Genomic DNA, 25,105 nt, shown 5'->3' on the forward strand with positions numbered 1-25,105 from the left:
CGGGCTACTGCCCGCGCTTGTCGAAGAAGTCGCGGGCCTCGTCGTCGCCCGTCCTGCCTTCGGCGGGTGCCGGCACAGCTGAGGGTGCGGGCGTGGCCGCCGCGGCCGGTACCGCGGCGCCGGACTCCGGCTCCTCGCCGGCCCCGTCCAGCGGCGCTTCCTCTTCGTCGGTCTCTTCGTCCGGCTCTTCAGCAGCGGCCGGCACGGCGGCGGCCGGGCTGCCCTGCGCGAAGCCGCGGTACACAAGCCCCGCCAGGGCCGCGCCCACCAGCGGGGCAACCCAGAAGAGCCACAGCTGCCCGAGCGCGTCCGGGCTGCTGAACAGCGCGGACGCCGTGGCACGCGCCGGATTGAAGGGGATGTTGCCCGGCGCCTGGCCGAACTGCAGCAGAACGGCCATGGTCAGGCCGACGGCGAAGGGCGCTGCCAGCCGTGACGGGTTCCGCGCCGACGTGGCGCCGAGGAACACTGCCACCAGCAGGGCGGTGCCGAGAACCTCCAGGAGCAGCACACCGGCCAGCGGCACCTGGATGACGGAATTTTCGCCGAACCCGGCGGCCACCGTGTCAAAGGCCGTCCTGGTGTCGGCGATATTGGGGACGGTGCGCAGGATACCGAAGAGCGCCACCGCGCCGAGCAGTGCGCCCACGAGCTGCGCCCCCACGTACGCTGCGGCGTCGGCGAGCCGGATCCGGCCCGCAATGGCGTGTCCCGCCGTCACCGCGGGATTGAAGTGGCCGCCGGAGAGGTACCCGACGGCCAGCATCGCGGCGGTGACCGCCAGCCCTGCGGCGAGGGACGCGGAGAGCGGGTTCGACTGCGGGATCGTGAACAGCGGAACGCCCAGTCCGGCGACCACCACGAAAAACGTCCCGAAGGCCTCGGCGGACAACCGGCCCGGCAGCCCGGCAGGCGGTGAATCGTCGGGGGTGGCGGCCGGCTCGAGGGCTGACGCGGGCGTGATCATCTTCAGGAATTCCTTTGCTTGGGGTCAGCGAGCAGTCTGCCAGCGGAGTCTGGACATTCGCTGGACCCGGGCTCAGCGTCCCAGCGCAATCGCGGCGACGGCGCTGGTGCCCAGCACGATGACGCCGGCGGCGGCCCAGCGTATCAGGGACGCCAGCGGCGCCTGGGAGGAATGCCGGAGCTGCCGCACCCGGGCCAGCACGCAGAGGCACAGCACCACGGTGGCGACCATCGCCGCCAGGGCACAAATCCCGAGATAGTCCGTGGTCGCGGCCCCGGCCCACCTGGCGAAGCCGGGCGCGGGGTCCGCGGCGGGGACGGGCTGAGACGCCGCGACCGCCCAGCTGCGCCAAATCAACAGGTCGGCCGCGAACAGGGCCAGCAGCGTCCGGCCCCAGGACAGCTCGGTCCGTTCCGGCTGCAGCCCGGGATCCCGCACGGCCGCGGCGCTCACCGCGCCATCAGGAGCAGCACGGCCAGGATGAACGCCGCCGCCGCCACCCCTACCGTCATCACGAGCATCACGCCGGAAAATGGCAACTCGCGGCTGTTGCGCATGGCTTCTTCCATCTGCCCCCAGCGGCGGTAGGCCAGGACGGCCAGGACGGCACCGATGAACGCCAGGGCAACGCACATGGCGATCCGCAGCGGGGCAGGGGCAATGTCAGGGAACAGCTGGTCGATGCCGAGGGCTCCCACGATCAGGGCCAGCGATGTCCGGATCCAGGCCAGGAACGTCGTTTCGTTGGCGAGCGAGAACCGGTAGTCAGGGGTGGATCCGGTCTTCCGCCATGCTGGTTCGCGCATTGGTCGCCTGCCGTCCGCTGTTGACTTGTGGCACCGGTTCCGACTGGGCGCCGGGGTAAAATTCTAAGTCATGAGCAACGAGCCCGTCATCACCCCCGCGCCGCCGTCAACACCGTCCCGCGAATCCCGGATCCACGGGTGCCTGCTGGGCGGCGCCCTCGGTGATTCGCTGGGGTACGTCGTCGAGTTCGACGACATTTCCACGATCCGAAAGACGTTCGGCCCCGACGGGCTGCAGGACTTTTCAGCGCTCGACGGCGGCAGCCACTTTTCCGACGACACGCAGCTCACGCTCTACACCGTTGACGGGCTGCTGGAGGCGCTGGAGTGGGCCAACTCGGGCGTGGCCGCCGACACCAACGCGTGCCTGTGGCTCGCGTACCTGCGCTGGCTCGCCACCCAGGGTGTGCCCGTTCCGGACGCGGCACCGTTCCAGCCGCCCCGCTGGATCGATTCCCACGACGTCCTCAAACACCGCCGCGCCCCGGGAAACGCCTGCCTGAGCGGACTGTCCACCGGAGAGATGGGAACGTTCTACCGCCCGGTCAATCCGGACTCCAAGGGCTGCGGCACCGTCATGCGTTCCGCCCCCTTCGGCCTGGTCCCCTACATCCCGGCCGAAGCCGTCTACAAGCTCAGCGCCGATGCGGCCTCCCTCACCCACGGGCATCCCGCGGCGCGGCAGAGCTCCGGCATCTTCAGCCTTGTCATTCACGCCCTGGCCGCCGGCCGCGGACTGCGCGAAGCAGCGGAATTCGCGCTCGCAGAACTCGGCGCAGGGCACCTGCGCAAAGGTGAAGAACCCGACGCCGACCTTATCGCCCGGCTCGACACAGCCCTCCGGCTGGGCGCCGACGGCACACTGCTGGGCCCCGAGGAACTGGTCCGGGAACTCGGCGAGGGTTGGGTGGCGGAGGAGGCGCTCGCCGTCGCGCTCTACGCGGTGCTGGCTACGGCACCGGACCCGACGGCGGCTGCCGGGCACCCGGAGGCCCACTTCCGTGCGGCAATCGCCGTCGCCGTGAACCACAGCGGGGACAGTGACTCCACCGCGTCGATTGCCGGCAACATCCTGGGCACGCTTTACGGCGAGGAGTGCCTGCCGGCGGAGTGGCTCGACGTTCTTGAGGCGCCGGAGCTCATCCGGGGCATGGCCTCACAGCTGGCAGCAGTCACCGGCGCCTGAGCAAGACCCAGCGGCGGGTACCCCGGCGCTTAGGCGCTGCGGAGCGTGATGTCGTTGCAGGCTTCGCAGACGTCCGCGGGGATCAGGCCGCGGCGCTGGAGGAAACCGAAGATGGCGCAGCCCAGGCAGAAGCCGGCGAACGCTTCGAGGGACGCGGCAACAATGAGGACCGCGAGCAGGATCCAGGCGGCCGGAGCCAGCCCGACGGTCAGCAGGACGGCGGCGGTGGTGGACATCGCGGCTCCGATGCCCTGCGCGAACCGCTTCGGCGGACCCGGCACGAGCCGCGTCTTCCCCAGCCGCGGCGTCAGGACCTTGACGGACAGCTGGGCGAGCGGCGAGATCCGCGGCCCGAACAGGACGCGAAGCCAGAATCCGGCGGCAATGACGCCCAGGCCCCAGCCGAAACCTGTCAGCAGCGTCACCACGGACAGCAGCACCACGAGTCCGGCCGTGATGCGGGCGGCGTACTCGTTGACCGGGTTCGGGAACGCGAAGACCGTCCGCCAGCCGGTTCCGGTCGTCCGGGCGGTTGCGGGTGCCGGATTCCCGGAGGGTGCCGAGGTGAGTTTGCTCATCGTCCAAGGCTAGGAGCAGCCCGGCCCCGGGGGGAATGTTTGTTGCGCCGTATGACCCTTCACGGGCCCGGACCTCACGTGCCGGGCGCCACATGCCCGAACCTCACGTGCGGGCGGGATGTTCAGGCGATCGCGGCCGAAGGAACGTGGCCGCCCACCATCTGCAGGAATTCGCCTTCGGACAGGACTTCGATCCGCCGGCCGCGCTCGTGCAGCTCCAGCACTCGCCGGGCCTTGCCGGTGAGGCGTCCGGAGCGCAGGTCGGCGGCGACGAAACCGTCGCCGACCACCAGGACCGTGGTGCGGGCGGTGACCCGGCTCTCCGGACTGGCGCCGAACTCCGCGGAACGGATCTTGGCTTCGGGCCGGGGTATGGCGAGTTCACCGGTGAACACCACGGTCTGGCCGAACAGCGGGTGTCCGGGATCGGCGAAGGCGTTCGGCAACGGATTGGCGCCCTCCTCGGGCCAGCCAGGCTGGTAGGCCCGGACCGGGGCCGCAGCACCCGCCCCGCCGGCGAGTGCCTCCAGCGCCGACTGGCTGGCCTTGGAGAGCGGGTCGCGCCGCGGGTCGAAGGCCGGCTGGCGAGACACCGTCAGCCCCAGGGACAAGTAGAGCTCGGCGATGCTGCCGGCACCGTTGCGCGTGGCAATGTCGATCAGGATCCCGGCGCACGCCCGCGCGTCCTCGGCGGCGTCGTGGTGGTTGACCAGCGGGACACCGGCTTCCTCGGCCGCATACGGCAGGGAATTGGACACGAGCGAGTAGCAGCGGCGGGAGAGCATCACAGTGCAGACGTAGTCATAGGCCGGGCCGGCCAGGCCGGAGACCTCGAGGCCGGAGCGGATCACCCCGAGATCGAAGGCGGCGTTATGGGCGGCCAGGACGTCGCCGCCGATGAAGGCGCCGATCTCCGGGAACAGCTCGCCGAAGCGGGGCAGCCCGGCCACCTGCTCGGGCCGGATTCCGTGGATCCGGACGTTGTGGTGGTCGAAGCGGTCGTGGTTTTCCGGGGGCCGCATCAGCCAGGACGCCTCCTCGACGACGACTCCGCCGCGGACTTTGCTGAGGCCAACAGCGCAGGGTGAACCCCGGAAGCCGTTCGCCGTCTCAAAGTCGATCGCCGTAAAGTCCAAAGCCACGCCCCAAACTTTACCGCCGGAATCAGGGCCGGCCCGCACCGGGCGCGGCCTGTCGCGTGCCGTGGACCCGGTCAGGCGGGCCGGCGCCGGCCGTCAAGTACGCTTAACAAGTGAACCTTCTAGCTTTGAGTGACTTTGCCGTGTCCACGATCGGCGGTGCAGGACCGGTCCAGCCGCAGCTGGCCTCCTTCCTGCCCGACTGGCTGAACCCCCAGGTCTTCCTGGCCGACCCCGCCCTGGCGCCGTGGGTCGTGCTGCTGGTCTGCGGCATCATCTTCGCGGAAACCGGCCTGCTGGTCGGCTTCTTCCTGCCGGGCGACTCGATGCTGTTCACGGCCGGGCTGCTGGTTGCCACCGGAACCATCAAGGTCAACATCTGGGCATTCATTGCGCTGATCATCACCGCGGCGATCATCGGGAACCAGATCGGCTACCTGATCGGGTCCAAGGCCGGCCCGGCCATCTTCAACAAGCCCAATTCCAAGCTCTTCAAGCGTGAAAACGTCGAAAGCGCCCACGCCTTCTTCGAGAAGCACGGCGGCAAGGCCCTCATCCTGGCCCGCTTCGTGCCCATCATCCGGACCTTTGTCCCGGTGATTGTGGGCGTCGCCCAGATGGACAAGCGCAAATTCTTCCTGTTCAACGTCATCGGCGCCGTGCTGTGGGGCGGCGGCGTGACCCTGCTGGGCTACCTGCTGGGCGACACGTTCCCGTGGGTCCGCGAAAACCTGGACATCATCTTCATCATCATCGTCCTGGTCTCGGTGATCCCGATCGGCATTGAGGTCGCCCGCGGCTTCATCGCCAAGCGCCAGGCCGAAAAGTACGGCACAGACGTCTTCGAGGAGTTCGTCGAGGAGCACGAGCCCGAAGAGGAACGCAAGACGCCGTAGCTCCCGATCCGGACGGCACTCCGGACCTAGAACGCAAGAGGAAGGCGCCCCACGATGTGGGGCGCCTTCCTGGCTTAACTGTCCGCAACTGTCCGTCGTTGCGGCGGCTACCTCCCGGACAACGCCTCGACGATCGCCGGAAGGAGCGCCCGGAAAGCGTGGCCCCGGTGGCTGATGGCGTTCTTCTCCTCCGGACTGAGTTCGGCGCAGCTGCGGTCCATCCCGCTCGGCTGGAGCACGGGGTCATAGCCGAAGCCGCCCGCGCCGCGGGGTGCCCGCAGCAGCGTCCCTTCGAGCTGCCCGTACTCGACAACCTCCCGGCCCTCCTCCGGGGTCGCACCTGCGCCGGAAGGGGGCACGGCCAGCGCCGCGGCACACACAAACGCGGCACCCCGGAACTCATCCGGCACGTCGGCCAGCTGGTCCAGCAGCAGCTGCAGGTTGGCGGCGTCGTCGCCGTGACGGCCGGCCCAGCGGGCCGAGAAGATACCCGGCGCCCCGCCCAGCACGTCGACGGCGAGCCCGGAGTCGTCAGCGATCGCCACGAGCCCGGTCGCCTGCGCCACCGCGCGGGCCTTGAGCAGCGAGTTCTCGGCGAAGGTCACACCGGTCTCGGCCACGTCGGGGGCGCCGACGGCCCCTGCATCCACCACCTGGGTGTCGACGTCGAGGCCGGGGACCTGCCCGCGCAGCAGTTCTCGAAGCTCCCGGAGCTTGCCCTTGTTGTGGGTGGCGAGCACCAGCACCGGTGCTGTGCCGTGACCTGCCGGGCCCTCTGTCACGGTGCTTCCGCCAGGGTCTCGCGCTGGATGGCGGCAAGCTGCTCGGTGCCCATCAGGGCCAGATCCAGGAGCTTGTTGAGCTCGTCCCGGTCGAAGGGGGCGCCCTCGGCGGTGCCCTGGACCTCGACGAACTTGCCGGAACCGGTGACAACGACGTTCATGTCGGTCTCTGCCCGGACGTCCTCGACGTACGGGAGGTCCAGCATGGGGACGCCGTCGATGATGCCGACGGAGACGGCGGCGATCGTGTCGGTCAGGGGCTGGGCATTGCGGGCGATCATCTTGTTCTCGCGGGCAAACCGGATGGCCTCAGCCAGCGCCACGTAGGCGCCCGTGATGGCGGCGGTACGGGTTCCGCCGTCGGCCTGCAGGACGTCGCAGTCCAGCACGATGGTGATCTCGCCCAGTGCCTTGGTGTCGATGATGGAACGCAGCGAACGGCCGATCAGCCGGGAGATCTCGTGGGTGCGGCCGCCGATTTTGCCCTTGACGGACTCGCGGTCGGAGCGGGTGTTGGTGGCGCGCGGCAGCATGGCGTACTCGGCCGTGACCCAGCCGCGCCCTTCGCCCTTGAGCCAGCGGGGCACACCCTCGGTGAGGGAGGCGGTGCACAGCACCCGGGTGTTGCCGAACTCGATCAGGGCCGATCCCTCGGCCTGCTTGGACCAGCCGCGGGTGATGCTGATCGGCCGGAGCTGGTCAGGCGTGCGGCCGTCGGCGCGGATGATGGGGGCAGTGAGGGCTTCGGAAGTCATGCCTTTAGCTTATCGACCCCGGCAGGGGTCCCGCGTGCGGCACCGTTCGGCTCAACCAATGGGATGAATCTTCTGGCTTCCAGGTGCAACAGCCTCCGCAGGGCCGGAATAGGGCCGGCCGGCGGCCCCGCGACGTATAGCGTGGCGGTCATGGAAAAAACTCTGCACGCCCTGCGGCACTGGGGTGCCCCTGCTGCCGGCCTCGCCTTCTTCACTCTCTGGACGGGGCGCCACTGGGGCCTCTACGGCGCCTTCCTCGCCGAGCAGGGCCGGCTGCCCGTCATCATCCTGGTCTCGGCGGCCATCGCGCTGGCGGGCCGGTGGGCTGCGGCATCCCTGGGCGCGACGGCGCTTCTCCTCGCCCTGCAGCTGTTGCATGTGCTCGATCCCATGATCGCCACGCCGTGGCATGTCTACATCGGAACCTTTGTCGCCCTGGCGTTCATGCTCTGGCTGGCATCGCCCCGCATGAGGCTTGCCGCCGGCGCCGGCACCGCGGTCCTGGCGGGGGTCATGGCGTTCATCATCCTGGGGCGCGGCTACGGGATGGGAGCCCACTTGACGTCAGCCCTGGTGATTGCCGACGCCACCCGGACCACCATGATCGGACTGTGGTGGCAGTGCTGGGCCGTCCTGCTCCTCATCGCCGCCGGTTGCGCCGCCACGGGAGTGCTTCTGCGGCTCTACGAGGAGCGCGGCAGCCTCTCCCGTGCCCGGGACGAGGCGTGGGCAAACCTGAAGCAAACCGAGGTGGAACTCATCGTCGAGCAGGAGCGCAGCCGCATAACCCGTGACCTCCACGACGTCCTCGCCCACTCGCTGGCCGTCATCGCGGCCCAGGCCGACGGCGCACGCTACATCGGCAACGGAAGCCCCAAAGCCGTGCACGACGCCCTGGAAACCATTGCCGGTTCGGCCCGCCGCGCCCTTGTGGATGCACAGCGTGTCATCGAGGACGTCCGGGAGGACGGCCCGGCCGCACCGCAGCCGCTGCTGAAGGACATCGAGCCGTTGGTCGGGCAAATGCGCGGCAGCCTGGACATCAGGCAGAGCTCATCCGGGGTGCAGGCGGACCTGGGCGCCGGCCAACAACTGGCCGTGTTCCGGATCATCCAGGAATGCCTCACCAACGCGCTCAAACACGGCGGCCGGGGCACCGTGGTGCGCCTCCACACCGACTGGTCCGGCCCGGGCCTTACGTTGCACGCAGCCTCAACATCGGGCTCCGGAAGCACTGTCCCCCGGCAGGAGGTAGGTGTCGGACGCGAGCGGACGGGCCGCGGAATCCCGGGAATGCGCGAGCGTGCCCACTTGGCAGGCGGTTGGCTCACCGCCGGAGCCGACGGCGGCGACTTCCGCGTCACAGCATTCATTCCCTTCGGCCTGGCCGGGCGCGACGGTGCCCCCATCCCGGAACTCACCGGAGCGCAGGCCGGCCGGCATGCCTGATTCCGCAACCATCTCGGTGGCCCTGGTCGACGACCAGCCGTTGTTCCGCACGGGCATCCGCATGCTGGTCGAGAGCCAGCCGGACATGGTGCTCGCGGGTGAGGCAGACGACGGCGGGCAGGCCGTCGCTCTCGCCGCCGGGCTCCGCCCGGATGTCATGCTGATGGACCTGCGCATGCCCGGGATGGACGGCGTGGAAGCGACGCGGCGCATCCTGGCCGACGCCGATGCGGCCGGCACCGACAAGCCCCGGATCATCGCCCTGACGACCTTCAACCGGGATCAGGCGGTGATCGACGCTGTCCAGGCAGGCGCCTCCGGATACCTGCTCAAGAGCGCCGAACCGGAATTCCTGCTGGCCGCCATCCGCACGGTGCACTCCGGCTACTCCGTCATCGCTCCCGGCTCGGTCCACCAGCTCTTCCAGCACGCGGCCCGCACAGTGTCCCCGGCTGCACCTGCGTTGTCGGTGCTCGATCCGCTGTCCGCCCGCGAGCGCGACGTCTTCCTGCTCGCGGCCAAGGGACTGGCCAACGCCGACATTGCCGGGAGCCTGTTCGTGGCCGAAGCCACCGTGAAGACGCACATACGGTCGATTCTTGCCAAGCTTGGCCTGCGGACCCGGCTGCAGCTCGTGTCCTTCGCGTACGAACACCGGCTGCTCTGATTCAGCCTGTCAGACCGTGTAGTGCACGCCCGCCACGGCTACGGCCACGTGCTGGCCGAAGACGCCCTTGGCTTCCGCCATAACGGTCGTCGGTGAGGTCCAGACGGGTATGTGGGTCAGCAGCAGCCGCCGGGCGCCGGCGGCCACTGCGGCCTCCCCGGCCCGCTTGCCGGTCAAGTGCACGTCCTTGATGCCGTCGTCGCGGCCTTCCTCGAAGGCTGCCTCGCAGAGGAACAGGTCGGCGTCGCGGGCCGCGTCTTCGAGGCCACTGCAGGAGTCGGTGTCCCCCGAATAGCTGAGCACCCGGGTGACGGGGCTGCCGTCCTTGTCCGGTTCGGTGACCTCCACGCGGAGCGCGTAGGCCTCCTCCACCGGGTGGTTGACGGAATAGGGGGTGACCGTGAACGGGCCCATGGTCACCGGCTTGCGCTCGGACCAGTTGCTGAAGTCGAACTCCTCGTGCATCCCGGGGTCCAGTTCCAGGCCGTAGGCCGTGGCCATCCGGTCGGCGGTCGCGGCGGGACCCCACACCGGAATCCTGCCGCGGCCCCAGCCGCCCGGCTTCCAGCGCACGGCTACGTGGAGCCCGCACAGGTCCATGCAGTGGTCCGGATGCAGGTGGGTGAGGAAGATGGCGTCGATGTCCTCGAGATCGGTGTAGCGCTGGATCGCGCCGAGCGCCCCGCTGCCGAGGTCCAGCACAATCTTCCAGTCCCGCTCGCCGTCGTTCGCGGTCAGCAGGTAGCACGACGCCGGCGAGCCCGGGCCCGGAAAGGATCCGGTACAGCCCACGATGGTCAGCTTCACAGGCCGCGCCCCCGCAGGGAGGCAGCCCCGGGGGCGACGAGGGAAGAAGGCCCCACGAAGTTGGAGATCCGCGGACGTCCCGCACCGGCCTGTGCGGCGGCAATCATTTCCGGTGTGATCCTGGCCAGGCTCCCCGTGGGGTACTGGGCCGCGACATGGTCCACGTGGCGGACGCTGAGGACCTCGGGGCCGAGGAAGCGCCGGGCGAGGTGCTCGAACTGTGAGGCGTCTCCCGTGGCGATGAAGTTGTGTTCGGGAGCGGTGGCGTCCGTGCGCTCAAGCCCGCTGGAGGCAAGGGCCCGGTAGACGTCCTTGGCCGTCTCCTCTGCGCTGGAGACCAGCGTGACGTCCTCCCCCATCACGTAGGAGATGACGCCGGTGAGCAGCGGATAGTGGGTGCAGCCCAGCACCACGGTGTCGACGCCGGCGGCCTTGAGCGGCTCCAGGTACTCGCGGGCGACGGCGAGCAGCTCCGGGCCCGTCGTGATGCCGGCTTCGACGTAGGGCACGAACGCGGGGCAGGCCGCGGAAGTGATGTGCAGGTCCGGGGCGGCGGCGAAGGTGTCCTCGTAGGCGCGGGAGCCGACTGTGGCAGAGGTCCCGATCACGCCCACCCGGCCGGTGCGGGTGGCGGCGACGGCGCGGCGCACCGCCGGCTGGATCACCTCGATCACGGGAATCCCGTACCGGGCGGTGTAGCGTTCGCGGGCGTCCCGCAGGACGGCGGCGGAGGCGGAGTTGCACGCGATGGTCAGCAGTTTCACGCCGGAATCCACCAGCTCGTCCATCACGCCCAGTGCGTTCGCCCGGACCTCGGCGATGGGGAGCGGACCGTAGGGGCCGTGGGCGGTGTCGCCGACGTAGAGAATGGATTCGTTGGGCAGCTGGTCGATGATGGACCGGGCCACGGTGAGTCCGCCGACGCCGGAATCGAACACACCGATGGGACGCGATCCCATCTCGCTGGCGGTCGGGCTGACGGACTGGCTGCTGCCGGTACTGCTCGCTGGGGAGTCCGCAACAGCTCTCGCTGCCGGATCCATGCTCGATGCTGAAGTCATGATTATTCGAGGATAGGGCTTAGCCGCGGGCCGGGCCATCACATTGTGTTGTCCGACTCATGTCGAATGTGTCACACGCCGCGGCAGCCTCCGCCGCCGGCCGGCCCGGACGGCGCAGCCCAGCCGCTGGTGAGCCGCGGCTCAGCCGCGCGTCTCCAGCGCCTGCAGCATCGCCTGGACCAGGGATTCCTGCAGCCAGGTGGTGAAGTTGTAAACAAGGGCGAGGTAGCTCTCGACGTCTTCGGCCTGCGACCAGTCCTGCATCAGGTGCACGTGGCCGGCATCCTCGTCGTCGCGGATGTCCAGCCGTTCGGCCAGCACCAGCCGGACGTCGTTGAGCGCCATGGACCAGTGCCGCGCGTCGTCTGGGGTCAGGACCAGTTCATCCTTGTCCAGCCCGAGTGACGCGGCCTTCAGGGCACCGATCTTGCTCTCGCGCAGTGACCGCTCGGTATAGCGCCGGAACTCCAGCGAGGCGGCGGGGTCGTTCTTGGAGACGCTCGGAAGCAGCCGGCGCAGGGCACGGTCCGAGGGCTCACGAGCCTCGGCGTCGAGTCCCACAAGCGCCGCGAGGGGGTCCTCGTTGGCTCGTTCCTCCGGCTCCAGCATGGAGACGACGTCGTCGAACAGGCTTCGCAGCAGTTCCCGCTCGGCCGGTTCCAGATAGCCGCTGATCCCCTTGATGCCGTACTTGAATGCCTTAGCCACGTTTTCCCTTGCCCTTGCCCGATCCCTTGTCGCCGCCGCCGCCGGAGCCGCCGCCGGTGGCCTTCTCCACCGTTGCCCACAGGCCGTAGCCGTGCATCGCGACCGCGTGCTGCTCCATCTGTTCCTTGCTGCCGTGCGCCACGATGGAGCGGCCCTTCTTGTGGACTTCGAGCATGAGCTTGTTCGCCTTGGCCTCCGAGTAACCGAAATAGCTGCGGAACACGTAGCTCACATAGCTCATCAGGTTCACCGGATCGTTCCAGATCACGAGGTTCCACGGGATGTCCGGGGCGATCAGGACATCGGTCGACGTCGCTGTTCCGGTCTGGGTGCTCTCCTGGGTATCAGGGCCGAGCGCAACGCTGAGGGTCATCTGTCCATTCTATGGGGATGATGGGCCCACGCCGGCGAGGGCCCCGCGGCGAAGCGAAGCAAGACGTGGGAGCCGGTGGGTGGGCCCACGCCGGCGAGGGCCCCGCGGCGAAGCGAAGCGAGACGTGGGAGCCGGTGGGTGGGCCCACGCCGGCGAGGGCCCCGCGGCGAAGCGAAGCGAGACGTGGGAGCCGGTGGGGACTAGAGTGAATTCGTGAGTACCTCAGCTGGCTGGGACCGTCCCCGCACGTCCCTGTACACCGATCATTACGAGCTGACCATGCTGCAGGCCGCGCTGCATTCCGGCGCCGCCCACCGCAAGTCAGTGTTCGAGGCCTTCGCCCGGCGGCTGCCGGACGGGCGCCGCTACGGCATTGTGGGCGGCACGGGCCGGCTGCTGGAGGGCATCGCGGACTTCCGCTTCAGTGAAGTCGAAATCGACTTCCTCCGCCGCACCAAGGTGGTCAACGAGGAGACCCTGGACTATCTGGCCGGTTTCTCCTTCTCCGGCGAAATCTGGGGTTACGCGGAGGGCGAAGCGTACTTCCCCAACTCCCCCATCCTCATTGTTGAATCCACGTTCGCAGAGGCCTGCATCCTCGAGACCTACATCCTGTCGGTCCTCAACCATGACAGCGCGATCGCCTCGGCGGCCTCTCGCATGATCACCGCGGCCGGAAGCCGCCCCTGCGTGGAGATGGGCTCGCGCCGCACCCAGGAGGAGTCCGCCGTCGCCGCGGCCCGCGCCGCCATCATCGCCGGTTTCGACAGCACCTCGAACCTGGAGGCTGGCCTGCGCTACGGGCTCAAGACCGTGGGCACGGCCGCGCATTCCTTCACCCTCCTGCACGACTCCGAGCGCGAGGCGTTCGAAGCGCAGATCGCGTCGATGGGCGCCGGCACCGCGCTGCTGGTGGACACCTACGACGTCGAGGCGGCGGTGCGCACCGCCGTCGAACTGGCCGGCGACAAGCTCGGCGCGGTGCGTCTCGACTCCGGCGACCTCGTGGCGCAGGCGCAGTGGGTCCGCCAACTCCTGGATGACCTGGGCAACGAGCGGACGCGCATCATCGTCACTTCCGACCTCGACGAGTTCGCCATCGCCGCCCTGCAGTCCGCCCCGGTGGATTCCTACGGAGTCGGCACGTCCCTCGTGACCGGCTCCGGCGCCCCCACGGCCAGCATGGTCTACAAGCTGGTCAGCCGCACGGATGACGACGGCGAATTCGAACCCGTGGCCAAGGCCGCCAAGAACAAGACCAGCAAGGGAGGACGCAAGTACGCGCTGCGCAAGCTCAACGAGCGCGGCACGGCCACCCAGGAGATCGTCGGCATCGGGCACCGCCCGGAGGACGACGGCAATGACCGGCCCCTGCTGCATCAGTTCGTCAAGAACGGCGGGCTCCTGCCCGGCTGGACCGGCGCGGAGGGTGTGCTGCGCGCCCGCCAGCGCCACGCGGACACCATGAAGGAGCTTCCCGCTGTCGTGAACCGGCTGCAGCGCGGCGAAGCGGCCATCCCCACCATTTACGAGGAGAACTGATGTCCCGCGCCCTCATCATCGTCGACGTCCAGAACGATTTCTGCGAAGGCGGCTCCCTGCCCGTCGAAGGCGGGGCGGAGCTGGCAGGCGCCATCAGCGAATACGTTGACGCCCACCACGGACAGTTCGACCACGTCGTGGCAACCCAGGACTGGCACGTCGATCCGGGCGCGCATTTCTCGGAAGACCCGGACTTCATCGACAGCTGGCCGAAGCACTGCGTGGCCGGAACCCGCGGGGCCGAACTCCACCCTGACCTCGACACGGAATACATCCAGGCCTACTTCCGCAAGGGCCAGTTCACCGCGGCCTACTCGGGCTTTGAGGGCCTGCTTGCCCCGGACGATGCCGTGCCCACCGGAGACAGGAAACCCGGTGCCATGCCGCTCTCCGGGGGCTCCCCCGGCGGTGACACCGACGTCGAACCCGGCGGCGAGGCCCTGGCCGGCGAGGACGCAATCGGGCTCGATGACTGGCTGCAGAGCCACGACGTCGAGGACGTCGTGGTCGTCGGAATCGCCACCGACCATTGCGTCAAGGCGACCGCCCTCGACGGCGTGCAGGCCGGGTACTCCGTGACTGTGCTGCGGGATCTCACGGTCGGCGTGGCCGAGGACCTCGACGACGCGATTGCGGAAATGGAACTCGGCGGCGTCGACATCGCCTGAGGCCGGCTGCGTCGTTCCCCTGCACGTTTCCCCGTGACCGCTGACGGGAAAGCCGCGCCGCCGCAGTAGACTCGAAATCCCTGCCCAATATCGTCTGACCCGCAAGAACCCCGGAGTACATCATGAAGAAGACCCTGACCGTCCTGATCGCTGCCGGGGCCCTGCTCGGCGCTGCCGGGTGCACTGCCCCGCAAGACACCACCGAGGAATCCTGCGCCCGGATCCAGAGCGTTGGCGCGGGACCCACGTCCGCCGCGGACAAGGCCGGGATGATCCGCCTCGCCAACCGGCTCCGGCCCATCGAGGCCACCGCGTCCAAGGAACTGCAGGCCCCGCTGACCTCCATCATCGAGTTCCTGGACGCCTCGGCCCAGGAAAACCCGGATTCCGCCAAGCTGGAAGAGCTGCAGGGGTCCTACACCGCTGCCGGCCAGACCCTCAGCCAGCTCTGCACCGGCGGCGGCCAGTAGCGGCAGCCGACCGGTGCGAAATTTCCCAAAAAGGGACCGGGTGACCCCGGTCCCTTTTTCGCGTTTTCATTCCGGCGCCGGTGGCTATTTCCGGCCGATAAACCAGTCCTGCAGCTTTCGAAGCCTGGTCTGCAGCTGCTGCTCGTTGGCCTGCGCCACCGCAGGGCCGCCGCAGACCGTCCTGAGCTTGGTGTGGATGACGCCGTGCGGCGTGCCCGTGCGCGCAGACCAGGCCGCGACGTTCTTCGCCAGTTCGGTGCGCAGGTCCATCAGCATGCGGTGGTCCGGCACCGCCGGTATGGCTGCGGCAGGGCTTGACTGCGGGGCACGCGCGTTCTTGCGGTTGAGCTGCTCATGCTGGCGCTGGCGCAGCAGCGTGCCGACCTGTTCGGCGTCGAGCAGCCCGGGAATCCCGAGGAAGTCGAGCTCGTCCTCGGAGCCCACCTCGCCGCCGGTGCCGAACTCGCCGCCGTCGAACAGCACACGGTCAAAGGAGGCCTGCGAATCCAGCGCCTCGAACTTGCCCTTGGTCAGCGAATCCGAGGCTTTCTCCTCGCGGTTCGCCTCGTCCATGAGCGAGTCTTCCGGGTTGAAGAGGCCGTCGCCGTCCTCCTTCTCGGGGCGGTCCAGGGCGTGGTCCCGTTCGGCCTCCATGGAGTTCGCCAGGGCCATCAGCTGCGGCACGGAGGGCAGGAAGACCGACGCCGTCTCGCCGCGTTTCCGGGCGCGCACGAAGCGCCCGACGGCCTGGGCGAAGAACAGCGGGGTGGCGGTGGAGGTCGCATAGACGCCGACGGAAAGCCGGGGGACGTCCACGCCTTCGGAGACCATACGCACGGCCACCATCCAGCGCTTTTCGCTGGCGGTGAACTCCTCGATCTTGCTGGAGGCTTTCGTGTCGTCGGAGAGGATGACCGTGGGCGACTCGCCCGTGATCCTCTTCAGCTGCCCGGCGTAGGCACGGGCGTCCTCGTGGTCGGTCGCGATGACCAGCCCGCCGGCGTCGGGAACGGTCCGGCGCACCTCGCTGAGCCGTTTGTCCGCCCCGGCAAGCACGGCGGGGATCCATTCGCCCGTGGGGTTCAGCGCTGTCCGCCAGGCCTGGGACGTGACGTCCTTGGTGACGGCCGATTCACCGAGCGAGGCCGCCATCTCCTCGCCGCCGCTGGTGCGCCAGCGCATCTGGCCGGAATAGGCCATAAACATCACGGGACGGACCACGTGGTCCCGGAGCGCCTTGCCGTAGCCGTAGGTATAGTCCGCCTTGGAACGCCGGATGCCGTCCCGGTCCTCGGCGTATTCCACAAACGGGATCGGCGAGGTGTCGGAGCGGAACGGAGTGCCTGTCAGCGAGAGCCGGCGCGCCGCGGGTTCAAAGGCTTCGCGGAGCCCGTCGCCCCACGACAGCGCCTCGCCGCCGTGGTGGATTTCGTCGAGGATGACCAGCGTGCGGGCGGCTTCGGTCTTGGCCCGGTGCAGCATCGGCTTGCTCGCCACCTGCGCGTAGGTTACCGCGACGCCGATGAAGCCGCGGCCGTGCTGGCCGTCGGCGTTCTTGAAGTTCGGATCGATGGCGATGCCCACCCTGGCGGCCGCGTCGGCCCACTGCCGCTTCAGGTGGTCGGTGGGCGCCACGATGGTGACACGGTTGACGACATTGGCTTCGATCAGCATCGAAGCCACCCGCAGCGCGAACGTGGTTTTGCCGGCGCCGGGCGTTGCGACCGCGAGGAAGTCCCTGGGATGCGTGGTGAAGTAGCTGTCCAGGGCTTCCTGCTGCCAGGCACGGAGCTTCGGCGCGGTGCCCCAGGCTGCCCGCTCGGGATACGCGGGCGGCAGCACGGGTCCGCCGAAGAGTGTCTCTGTCACTTAGGTGCCCTCCATTCCGCGCACTGCTGCCGCTGACGGAGAAACCCACTTAAGCACAAAAAACACCAATCTTTTCGGATGAACCGTAAGCAATCACCGGCCAGCTGGACCGGGCATCATTCACCGGGGGAACAGGCTCTCCGGTGCAGGGGGCAGGCCCGGACGCGGGCACGGGGAGGCGATGCGTCCGCGCCCTGCGTGGCCGCGCTATTTGTCGCCGGAACCCTTGCCGCCGTCGTTGCCCGGGCGGAGGCCGTCGTAGACCTCTTTGCATTCGGGGCAGACGGGGAACTTCTTCGGATCGCGGCCCGGCGTCCAGACCTTGCCGCACAGGGCGATGACGGGTTCGCCGGACAGCGCGGATTCCATGATCTTTTCCTTGCGCACGTAGTGCGAGAAGCGTTCCCGGTCACCGGGTTCCACTTCCTGGCGCAGTTCCTCGCGCTCGATAGTGGCCGTCGACGTCCCGGCTCCGGAGAGCTCGCGCATTGGGTCGTTTTCGAGAGGATCGGTCATGCTGTTCATGAGTCCCATCTTAGCCGCTGGATCGGACCGTATGGCGACGGCATGGCGGCGGTAAGTTGAAGGCGCAGTGCTACAACCCCTGCCACGAGGGCTTGTTCTCATAGCTATGGCGGTAGTAGTCGGCGAGCCGCAGCGACGACGCGGCCGCCTCGTCAAGCAGGATCGTGGCATGCGGGTGCAGCTGCAGGACCGAGGCCGCGCAGATGGCGGCGACGGGTCCTTCCACGAGGTCGCGGACCGCCTGCGCCTTCTGCGCGCCGGTGGCAATGAGAATCACATGCCGGGCCTCCAGGATGGTTCCAAGCCCCTGGGTCACCACGTGGTGCGGGACGTGGGACAAACTCCCGAAGAACCGTGCGTTGTCCCGGCGCGTCTGCTCGATCAGGGTCTTGATCCGGGTCCGCGATGCCAGGGAGGACCCGGGCTCGTTGAATCCGATGTGGCCGTCGGTGCCGACGCCCAGCAGTTGCAGATCCACTCCCCCTGCATCGCGGATGGCGTCCTCGAAGGCCCGGCAGGCGGCAGGTATGTCCGCGGCCGAGCCGTCCGGGCCGCGGACGTTCGCCGGGTCGATGTTCACGCGCTCGGTGAATTCACGCCGGATCACTTCACGGTAGGACTCCGGGTGTCCGGGCGGCAGCCCCACATATTCGTCCAGGGCGAAGGCCCGCACCTGGCTGAAGTCCAGGCCGTCCCGCTCGTGCCGCAACGCCAGTTCGTTGTAGGCAGGCAGCGGGGACGAACCGGTGGCCAGGCCCAGGACGGCGGCGGGTTTGCGCCGGATCAGTGCCTCCACAGCATCCGCCGCAAGGGCGGCGATCGGCTTGCTGCCGGACAAAATGACGACTTCCATGGCCCTGCCTTTACCGTTGCCCTGCCGCTGCCTCTTCCGCTGCCGCACCCGTTGCCGGATGCGCCTTAGGGGCAGGTTATCCCAGTCCCGCCCGCCGCGCCCGTGTCAACGGTTGACGGCCAGCTGGGCCAGCAGTTCCGGCCCGCGGGCATCGAGCCATTTGCCGCCCAGCCGGACTCCTGCGGCAAACAACACGAGCCCCAGGACCGGGCCAAGGACCAGGTTGATCCAGCCGGGCACGGAGCTTCCGGTGACGAATTGCGCCGCCACAAGCGCCGTTTCGGGGGCCACCAGCACCAGGAGTGCCCCCATGCCGCCGAACTGCACCGCCAGCGTCTGCGCCACATTGCCGGGCGGCTTCTTGAAGGGGCTGTCCCCGGGGAGCGGCACCGCCGACGTGTAGCGTGCCGACACTACCGAGGACAGACCGATCCCGCTGAACAGGACACCGAGGGACAACCCGAGCACTGCGGGCAACTGCTGCCAGTCCGCGCCGAGCAGGAACGGCAGGACGCTGAGCGCCAGCACCACCGGCAGGGCGAAGACAAGGCACGCCACCGCCCTGCCGAGCCTGTCGTGGACGCCCCGCACTCCTGTGGCGACGTGCAGCGCGAAGGCGGTGTTGTCATAGGAGACGTCCGTTGAGATGGACCAGGCAAGCAGGAACGCGGTCATCGGCCCGATGAAGAGGAGCAGCCCGTAGGATCCCGTCTGGGTGGCCTGGAACAGCAGCAGGACCGGCAGCAGCGGGACGACGACGAGGGAGCCTGAGTACCGGGGGTCCCGGAGCCAGTAGGTCAGGGACCGTGCCGCGACCGCGCCCGTTGGCGTCGCCGGGAACAACCCGAAGAATCCGAGTCCTCCGGCCCGCTTCCTGGAGGTGCCGGCATAGGGCGGCGTCACGAGTGCCCGCTGCAGCAGCAGCTTCCAGCACAGCGCGAGTCCGGCGAGCGTGGCAACAGCTATCAGAAACTTAAGGGCCGCGGCGCCGTAGCTCCCCTCGGCAAGATCGCCGCCGAGGGACCACGCGGCCCCCGCCGGGGTCCAGGACAGCGTGCGTGCCAGTCCGGCCAGGAAGTTCCCGGAACCCGCAATCCCTTTGGCGATCCCCGCCACGATCGGGCCCATCAGGACAAGGGGTATCAGGAAGATCACCGCGCTGGCGTCCTTGAAACGGCGGGAACTGGCCAGCCCTGCGGTGGCCGTAGTGACCAGTTTCGACAGGACAATGCAGCTCAGCACACCGAGGACCGCGCCCACCAGGGCGCCGCCCGCGGCAGGCAGGCTCCGGGACCAGGTGCCGACGGTGCCGAGCGCCACCAGGGTGGTCGCGGCGCCCGGGATGCCGATCAGCCCGCCGAGGGCCAGGCCGGTCAGCAGCTGCGGCATTGGCACGGCGAACGTGGTGAACCGGGCCGGGTCCAGCGTCATATCGGCGGCGGCGGCAGCGACCGGGACCACGGCCCACCCCAGCAGCGCGGCGGCGCCGCCGAGCACCACGACCGTGTGCGCCAGGCCGGCGTCCTGCCCGCGGAGATACAGGAGCCCCGCGACGGCGAGCCCCACGAGTCCCAGCGCATACAGGACGCCGATGCCGAGGCCCACAAGCTGCCAGGGGCTGCGGCGGACGCTGTTGCGCAGCAGGATCAGCTTGAGCCTCAGAAGGTGCGCAACCATTCGAGCCCCTCCGTGTGGCTGCGGCCGCCGACCAGCTCGACGAACCGGTCTTCGAGCGACTCGCCCGCGCGGACCTCTTCCACGGTCCCGGCGGCGAGCAGCCGGCCGGCGGCGACGACGGCGACGTGGTCGCACATCCGCTGGACCAGATCCATGACGTGGCTGGAGACGATGACTGTGCCGCCGGAAGCCACATAGCGGTCCAGGATGTCGCGGATGTTGGCGGCGGACACCGGGTCCACAGATTCGAAGGGCTCGTCGAGCACCAGCAGCCGCGGCGCATGGATCAGCGCCGAGGCGAGGGCGATCTTCTTCGTCATGCCGGCGGAGTAGTCCACCACCAGCGTGCCGGCGTCGACGCTCAGGTCCAGGGCCGCGAGCAGTTCCTTGACGCGCCCGGCCACGACGTCCTTGTCCATCCCGCGCAGCAGCCCGGCGTAGCTGACCAGCTGCTCGCCGGTCAGCCGGTCAAAGAGCCGGACGCCGTCCGGCAGGATGCCCATCAGCTTCTTGGCTTCCAGCGGCTGCTTCCAGACGTCCACCCCGTGCACGAACGCCGTGCCGAACTCGGGCCGCAGCAGTCCCGTCGCCATCGACAGTGTGGTGGTCTTGCCGGCGCCGTTCGGGCCGACGATCCCGTAGAAGGAGCCCGCCGGAACGTCCAGGCTGATACCGTCGACGGCGATCTTGCCGCCAAAGCGCTTGGCCAGCCCGCGCAGGGACAGTGCGGGGACCGGCTGGTCCCGCCGGCCTTCGGTGGCAGGCGGATGCGGTTGGTGAAAAGTCATGTCGCTAGACTAACCGCCGCCGTGCCCGGAACGGATCGTCCGCAAGGCGTACCCCGCAGGCGGACCACTCTCTCCGTTGGAGGGTCTGCTAGAAGGAGTGGCGGGGAATGGCGCGGTCGTACTGCGGCGGCCAGACCATTTCATGGCCAAGCTCGAAGGCAGCCCGCAGCCACCAGTGCGGGTCGCGCAGGGCGGCACGGGCGATGAACACACCGTCGGCCTGGCCGGTGGCCACGGCGTGCTCGGCCTGGCCGGCCGACGTCAGCAGCCCGACCGTGCCGGTCCTGACTCCGGTTTCGCGCCGGATCCGTGCGGAGAAACCGGTCTGGTAGCCGGGTCCCACCGGGATCTGCTGGTACGCGACGGCGCCGCCGCTGGAGACGTCCACGAGGTCCACGCCATGTTCGGAGGCCGCCTTGGCCATCCGCACGGAGGCCTCGGCGTCGATGCCGCCTTCAGCCCAGTCCGAGGCAGAGATCCGGAGCAGCAGCGGCATGGAGTCGGGAATGACGTTCCGCACGGCATCCACCACGGCGAGGGTGAGCCTGTTCCGGCCCTCCTCGTCACCGCCCCAGCGGTCGGTGCGGTCATTGACCAGGGGGCTTTGGAACTGGTGCAGGAGATAGCCGTGCGCGCCGTGGATTTCGATGGTGTCGAAGCCAGCTCCGACGGCCCGTTCCGCGGCCGCGGCGAAATCGGCGATCACGCCGTCGATCTCCTCCTCCGACATCGCGGAGGGGGCGTCGTAGCCGTCGAAGGCCGAGGTGCCGGGACCCACGGTGGGCCACCCGCCGTCGGCCGCAGCCACCGTGCCTTTCCTGCCCGAGAACGGCCAGTAGGAGGAGGCCTTCCGGCCGGCGTGCGCCAGCTGGGTGCCGATCTTGGTCTCAGCGGATCCGTGCCGGTGGACGAACGCCGTAATCCGCTCCCAGGCCGCCGCCTGGTCGTCGTTGTAGAGTCCGGCGTCCCGCGGGCTGATCCGTCCGGCGGCGTTGACGGCGGCCGCCTCGGTGAGGATCAGGGCTGCGCCGCCGGTGGCGAAGGAGCCCAGATGCATCAGGTGCCAGTCGTTGGGGACCCCTTCCCCGGTTTCCGGCTCACAGCTGTACTGGCACATCGGCGAGACCCAGCCGCGGTGCTGCAGGTGCAGGGATCGCAGTTCCAGCGGGGCGAAGAGCGCGGAACCCATCAGAAGAGGACCCGCGCCAGGTTCTGGCGCGCTTTTGCGACGCGGTCGTCGCTGGTGCCCACGACGTCGAACAGTTCCAGAAGCCTGACCCGGGCTGTTTCCCGCTCCGGGCCGAAGTTCCGGCCGATGAACGCCACGAGCCGGCCGAGCCCGTCCTCGACGTGCCCTCCGGCGATGTCCATGTCGGCCACGGCAAACTGGGCCTCGAGGTTGTCCGGCTCGTCGGCAGCCAGCTTGCGAAATGCTTCAGTGTCAGCGGCGGAGACCGGCTGGAGCCGGCCCATGAGCTCCACCTGCGCGAGCCCGGCCTTGGCTTCGGCGTCGGCCGGCATCTCGAGGAGCGCCTGGCGGTAGGCGTCCGCTGCCGCGGCGTAGTCCCCGGCCTCGATCGCGTCGAACGCCTTCTGGTGCAAGGGAGGCAGCGGCGGAGCTTCGGGCGCGGCGGCGCCGGGCCCGCCCGTCCCGATCCGTCCGGACACGCCGTTGGCGGCGGCGACCTTGAGCAGTTCGTCCAGCAGGCTGCGGACCTGGGGTTCCTCGGCACCGCCCTGGAACAGCGGCACCGGCTGGCCCTTGACGAGGGCGACGGCGGTGGGAACGGCCTGCACCTGGAACGCCTGGGCAAGCTGCGGGAACACCTCGACGTCGGCGGCACCGAGCACCAGCTGGCCGTCATAGCTGTGCACGATCCGCTCGAGGACGTCCACCAGTTCGGCGGAGCCGGGCGAGTATGCCGCCCAGAGCGCGACGACGACGGGAACCTGGGCGGACAGCTCCACGAGTTCCTGGAAGTTGGCTTCGGAGATGTCCACCCGCAACGGGCGGCCGGGGTGCTCCGCGTCCCCGTTGCCGGGGGCCCCCGGAGCACCCGGCATGCCTGCCGGTCCCGCCGCGGCCGGCGGCGCTGCGGGTCGCTGTTTCAGGGCGGAAAGGTCGACGGCGCCCCGCAGGTTGAGCGGGTTGGCGGCAGGAGGCGGGACCGGTCGGGAAGCTGGCGAAGTCATGGTTCCACTCTAACCACATCGCCCGCGCCCGGTGCCACCTGGCGGAACCGGGCAAAAGAAAAGACCCGGCCGGGGCCGGGTCTTTCCTGTCATCGTGCGTTCACACTGCTGTTTCGCGCAGTGCTTGCCTCGCGCTGCCTACTTGAAGCTGGCTCCCGTGAGGCCACGGGTGGCGGCCACGAGCTTCATCGGGTCCTGGGACCCGGCCGGCGGGATATAGACGGCCACGGACTCGGCGAAGTTCAGCACCATGCCGGTGCTGGTCTCCTTGCCGCCGGCGAGGGCCGCTGCATCGTCGCCGATGGTCAGCTTGTCACCCTCGGCCTTCGGAGTGCCATCGAACGCGAAGTTCAGGCGGCCCAGGGCGAGCGCCCCGCCGTCGGCCGTCCGGAACACCACGACGCTCTCCGGGACCACCTTGTGGGTGAAGGAGAAGGTTCCGTTGACCCCCGACTTCGCCACATCGGCCTGGTAGGCCAGCGTGTCGGCAATGTACGGGGAGGACGCGCCCTCGCTCAGCTTGTCCTTGAATGCGGATTCGGCGGAGTTCAACCGGTCGCCCAGGCCGCCCAGCGCTTCCTCGCCGCTGTAGAGGAGGCCCGACTTATCCGACGGTGCCACCGTCTGCGTGCCGCCGCGTGCGATCCCCGGGAAGGTTGTCCCCGGCTGCAGCGGCGTGGTGAGGACCAGCTTGTAGTTCTCCCGCGGGGAGGCCTGGGTCAGGGTCAGCAGCTGCGGAACAACGTTGCCCTCGCCCTGCGTGACGGCCATGACGGTGCGCGGCCAGCTGCGCTTCTCTGTGACCACGGTCGTGAGCAGCTTGGTGGCGCGGACCGGCATCCGGGCCTCGTACGAGCCGACCTGCGAGCGGATCTTGTAGTTCTGCGTGCGGACCTCGAGCTCGGGCCCGGCCACACGCGGCTCCAGCTTGCTGGCGTCCTTGGCGGCGTCGCCGGCGTCGACCGCGCTGGCCACCTGCTCCAGGATGCGTCGGACCTGGGCGTCGACCAGCACCGGCGAGTCCGGGGCCTGCTCCGCTGCGGCGGACGACGTGGCCGGCGCCGGGGCGGGCGACTGGCTGGCCTGGGCCGCCACGCCGCTGCCGGCGACGGCGGTGGCCGTCAGTACGGCCACGACCGCTCCGGAGCGCCGCAGCCGCTGCAGTCCGTTGGCCGGCGCGGCGACGGACTTCTCCTGGGTGCCCTTGGAGTCAACGCCCTTCGGGTCGACCGCCGGGGATTCGACGACGGGGACCGCTGCCGTGGCGGCGGCGGACTTCCGGGCTTCGTTGCGGGCCGCAGCCTTGGCCTGCGCACGGCGGGCAAAGCTGCTGCCGCCGGTCGAGTCATCGCTGGAACCGCCGCTGGAACCGCCGCTGGAACCACCGCTTGAACCGTCGCTGCCGGAACCGGGGCGGGTGCCGGACTTGGGCTTCAGCACCATCAGGGCGGCGCCGGCCAGGATCAGCAGGCCGCCGAGAACCATCAGCGGGATGGCCCACGGAGTGGAGGTGTCGTTCGGGAAGGTCATGGTGATCGAGCTGGGGGCCGGCTTAGTGCCGTCCGTCGCGAGCAGGAGCGACCAGTCGCCGTCAGCCGGCGGGGTCCAGTTGTACTTCAACTCGCCGCTGGCGTTCTCCGTGCTGACCCACAGATCCGAACCCGCCGGCGAGGGGGCGGTCGCTTCGCCTTCGGCATGCGTCAACTGCAGCGCCTTGCCGTCCTCGGACACGCCGGAGACAGTGTTGTGCGCGGTCTTGCCGACCCAGGCCTCGACGTCGTCCGGACGGCCGGCGGCCAGCATGAAGCTGCCCTCGCCCTTGACATTGATGGTCACCGTGCCGTCCCGCATCGTACGAAGCTTCTCGTCAAATACGGTCAGCGGCGCCGCGGTCGAACCGGCAGGCGCGGTGGCCGTTACGGTCTCGGCCGGGGCCCAGAACGTCTTTTGGCCGATTCCGGCCAGCAGTGTCAGGAGGCCGAGCAGCACTAGTGCAACTGCAGTCTTGAAACGCAAAATATTACCTATCATCAGCGGACACTTAGCTTCAATAGTAACGGTTTTGTTACCACGGAGTCAGATCGGCCTGCTTGTCAACCCCTTCCGCGGCCTCCGCGGGAGCCGCTTCACCGCGCCAAAACAAGCCTGCTGATAGTGTTTGCGTTGATCATCACACTGGGGCCGTGACCGCGGCACCGACGGGAATTTTCTCAAGGATTAAGGGCTTTCAACGCAGTGACTGGACACACGGATACGTCCCCCTCAGGACAGGAAGAAAGCCAGGAATCCGGCAGCACGGCAGGCGGTCCGCAGGAGCAGGTGTCCCCCCGCCGGTCAGCCCTGGCC

At 69.1% G+C, this 25,105-nt stretch carries 26 protein-coding genes; 7 read left to right on the forward strand and 19 right to left on the reverse strand.

The window, feature by feature from the left end; translation table 11 throughout:
- Positions 1–4: 4 nt before the first annotated feature.
- From LDO13_RS11790 to LDO13_RS11800, 3 genes are all read right to left on the reverse strand, one after another.
- A complete protein-coding gene (locus tag LDO13_RS11790; RefSeq protein WP_224046923.1) occupies positions 5–967 on the reverse strand; it encodes an aquaporin in 963 nt (320 codons plus the stop codon).
- 72 nt (positions 968–1,039) lie between these two features.
- Entirely contained in the window at positions 1,040–1,420 is a 381-nt protein-coding gene (locus LDO13_RS11795) for a DUF202 domain-containing protein (RefSeq protein ID WP_224046924.1), read from the reverse strand.
- Positions 1,417–1,773 (reverse strand): DUF202 domain-containing protein, encoded by a 357-nt coding sequence (locus tag LDO13_RS11800; protein WP_224046925.1) that lies wholly within the window; start codon positions 1,771–1,773, stop codon positions 1,417–1,419. Before LDO13_RS11800 ends, LDO13_RS11795 begins: the two co-directional genes overlap by 4 nt.
- A gap of 70 nt (positions 1,774–1,843) precedes the next feature.
- Between LDO13_RS11800 and LDO13_RS11805 the strand changes: the two genes are divergently transcribed.
- Positions 1,844–2,959 carry an ADP-ribosylglycohydrolase family protein gene (locus LDO13_RS11805; RefSeq protein ID WP_224046926.1) on the forward strand — a complete coding sequence of 372 codons (1,116 nt, stop codon included), beginning with the start codon at positions 1,844–1,846 and terminating at the stop codon, positions 2,957–2,959.
- A gap of 29 nt (positions 2,960–2,988) precedes the next feature.
- On the opposite strand, the gene LDO13_RS11810 is transcribed toward LDO13_RS11805, so the two are convergent.
- Both LDO13_RS11810 and LDO13_RS11815 read right to left on the reverse strand, forming a co-directional pair.
- Positions 2,989–3,537, reverse strand: coding sequence for a DUF4395 domain-containing protein (locus LDO13_RS11810; RefSeq protein WP_224046927.1), 549 nt, complete (start codon positions 3,535–3,537; stop codon positions 2,989–2,991).
- A gap of 122 nt (positions 3,538–3,659) precedes the next feature.
- Positions 3,660–4,679, reverse strand: a complete 1,020-nt coding sequence (locus LDO13_RS11815) for an exonuclease domain-containing protein (protein WP_224046928.1) — start codon at positions 4,677–4,679, stop codon at positions 3,660–3,662.
- A gap of 125 nt (positions 4,680–4,804) precedes the next feature.
- Here LDO13_RS11815 and LDO13_RS11820 point away from each other — a divergent pair, with 125 nt between their 5' ends.
- The gene (locus LDO13_RS11820) at positions 4,805–5,572 is read left to right on the forward strand and encodes a VTT domain-containing protein (RefSeq protein WP_224046929.1); all 768 of its coding nucleotides are present in this window, start codon (positions 4,805–4,807) and stop codon (positions 5,570–5,572) included.
- A 107-nt stretch (positions 5,573–5,679) separates the two neighbouring features.
- Here the strand turns inward: LDO13_RS11820 and rdgB are convergent, their stop codons facing one another.
- Positions 5,680–6,354 carry an RdgB/HAM1 family non-canonical purine NTP pyrophosphatase gene (rdgB, locus tag LDO13_RS11825; RefSeq protein WP_224046930.1) on the reverse strand — a complete coding sequence of 225 codons (675 nt, stop codon included), beginning with the start codon at positions 6,352–6,354 and terminating at the stop codon, positions 5,680–5,682.
- Entirely contained in the window at positions 6,351–7,109 is a 759-nt protein-coding gene (gene rph, locus LDO13_RS11830; protein ID WP_275959828.1) for a ribonuclease PH, read from the reverse strand. Before rph ends, rdgB begins: the two co-directional genes overlap by 4 nt.
- A 150-nt stretch (positions 7,110–7,259) precedes the next feature.
- Between rph and LDO13_RS11835 the strand changes: the two genes are divergently transcribed.
- Entirely contained in the window at positions 7,260–8,558 is a 1,299-nt protein-coding gene (locus tag LDO13_RS11835; RefSeq protein ID WP_224046931.1) for a histidine kinase, read from the forward strand.
- On the forward strand, positions 8,551–9,225 hold the full coding sequence (locus tag LDO13_RS11840; protein WP_224046932.1) for a response regulator transcription factor: 675 nt from the start codon (positions 8,551–8,553) through the stop codon (positions 9,223–9,225). The genes LDO13_RS11835 and LDO13_RS11840 overlap by 8 nt, the downstream gene beginning before the upstream one ends.
- 9 nt (positions 9,226–9,234) lie before the next feature.
- On the opposite strand, the gene LDO13_RS11845 is transcribed toward LDO13_RS11840, so the two are convergent.
- The 4 genes from LDO13_RS11845 to clpS all read right to left on the reverse strand — a co-directional run bounded on the left by LDO13_RS11845 (position 9,235) and on the right by clpS (position 12,174).
- The gene (locus LDO13_RS11845) at positions 9,235–10,032 is read right to left on the reverse strand and encodes an MBL fold metallo-hydrolase (RefSeq protein ID WP_224046933.1); all 798 of its coding nucleotides are present in this window, start codon (positions 10,030–10,032) and stop codon (positions 9,235–9,237) included.
- Entirely contained in the window at positions 10,029–11,132 is a 1,104-nt protein-coding gene (murI, locus tag LDO13_RS11850) for a glutamate racemase (protein WP_224046934.1), read from the reverse strand. The genes LDO13_RS11845 and murI overlap by 4 nt, the downstream gene beginning before the upstream one ends.
- A gap of 102 nt (positions 11,133–11,234) precedes the next feature.
- On the reverse strand, positions 11,235–11,801 hold the full coding sequence (locus LDO13_RS11855) for a DUF2017 domain-containing protein (protein ID WP_224046935.1): 567 nt from the start codon (positions 11,799–11,801) through the stop codon (positions 11,235–11,237).
- Entirely contained in the window at positions 11,794–12,174 is a 381-nt protein-coding gene (gene clpS / locus LDO13_RS11860; RefSeq protein WP_224046936.1) for an ATP-dependent Clp protease adapter ClpS, read from the reverse strand. The genes LDO13_RS11855 and clpS overlap by 8 nt, the downstream gene beginning before the upstream one ends.
- 213 nt (positions 12,175–12,387) lie before the next feature.
- Between clpS and LDO13_RS11865 the strand changes: the two genes are divergently transcribed.
- The 3 genes from LDO13_RS11865 to LDO13_RS11875 all read left to right on the forward strand — a co-directional run bounded on the left by LDO13_RS11865 (position 12,388) and on the right by LDO13_RS11875 (position 14,854).
- Entirely contained in the window at positions 12,388–13,716 is a 1,329-nt protein-coding gene (locus tag LDO13_RS11865) for a nicotinate phosphoribosyltransferase (RefSeq protein ID WP_224046937.1), read from the forward strand.
- On the forward strand, positions 13,716–14,384 hold the full coding sequence (locus LDO13_RS11870) for an isochorismatase family protein (RefSeq protein ID WP_224046938.1): 669 nt from the start codon (positions 13,716–13,718) through the stop codon (positions 14,382–14,384). Before LDO13_RS11865 ends, LDO13_RS11870 begins: the two co-directional genes overlap by 1 nt.
- A gap of 122 nt (positions 14,385–14,506) precedes the next feature.
- Positions 14,507–14,854, forward strand: coding sequence for a hypothetical protein (locus LDO13_RS11875; RefSeq protein ID WP_224046939.1), 348 nt, complete (start codon positions 14,507–14,509; stop codon positions 14,852–14,854).
- Positions 14,855–14,938: 84 nt separating this feature from the next.
- On the opposite strand, the gene LDO13_RS11880 is transcribed toward LDO13_RS11875, so the two are convergent.
- The 8 genes from LDO13_RS11880 to LDO13_RS11915 all read right to left on the reverse strand — a co-directional run bounded on the left by LDO13_RS11880 (position 14,939) and on the right by LDO13_RS11915 (position 24,790).
- The gene (locus LDO13_RS11880) at positions 14,939–16,723 is read right to left on the reverse strand and encodes a DEAD/DEAH box helicase (RefSeq protein WP_224046940.1); all 1,785 of its coding nucleotides are present in this window, start codon (positions 16,721–16,723) and stop codon (positions 14,939–14,941) included.
- A gap of 207 nt (positions 16,724–16,930) precedes the next feature.
- Entirely contained in the window at positions 16,931–17,257 is a 327-nt protein-coding gene (locus LDO13_RS11885) for a DUF3039 domain-containing protein (protein ID WP_144670921.1), read from the reverse strand.
- A 61-nt stretch (positions 17,258–17,318) separates the two neighbouring features.
- On the reverse strand, positions 17,319–18,101 hold the full coding sequence (nagB, locus tag LDO13_RS11890; RefSeq protein WP_224046941.1) for a glucosamine-6-phosphate deaminase: 783 nt from the start codon (positions 18,099–18,101) through the stop codon (positions 17,319–17,321).
- 105 nt (positions 18,102–18,206) lie between these two features.
- Positions 18,207–19,778 (reverse strand): transporter, encoded by a 1,572-nt coding sequence (locus LDO13_RS11895; protein WP_224046942.1) that lies wholly within the window; start codon positions 19,776–19,778, stop codon positions 18,207–18,209.
- Positions 19,760–20,566, reverse strand: coding sequence for an ABC transporter ATP-binding protein (locus LDO13_RS11900; RefSeq protein ID WP_224046943.1), 807 nt, complete (start codon positions 20,564–20,566; stop codon positions 19,760–19,762). Before LDO13_RS11900 ends, LDO13_RS11895 begins: the two co-directional genes overlap by 19 nt.
- Before the next feature lie 88 nt (positions 20,567–20,654).
- Entirely contained in the window at positions 20,655–21,755 is a 1,101-nt protein-coding gene (locus LDO13_RS11905; RefSeq protein ID WP_224046944.1) for an NADH:flavin oxidoreductase/NADH oxidase, read from the reverse strand.
- Positions 21,755–22,759, reverse strand: coding sequence for a tetratricopeptide repeat protein (locus tag LDO13_RS11910; RefSeq protein WP_224046945.1), 1,005 nt, complete (start codon positions 22,757–22,759; stop codon positions 21,755–21,757). The genes LDO13_RS11905 and LDO13_RS11910 overlap by 1 nt, the downstream gene beginning before the upstream one ends.
- A gap of 138 nt (positions 22,760–22,897) precedes the next feature.
- Positions 22,898–24,790 (reverse strand): hypothetical protein, encoded by a 1,893-nt coding sequence (locus LDO13_RS11915; protein ID WP_224046946.1) that lies wholly within the window; start codon positions 24,788–24,790, stop codon positions 22,898–22,900.
- Positions 24,791–25,105: the final 315 nt, after the last annotated feature.

Origin of the sequence: Arthrobacter sp. NicSoilB4, from assembly GCF_019977335.1 — a bacterium.
Taxonomy (GTDB): domain Bacteria; phylum Actinomycetota; class Actinomycetes; order Actinomycetales; family Micrococcaceae; genus Arthrobacter.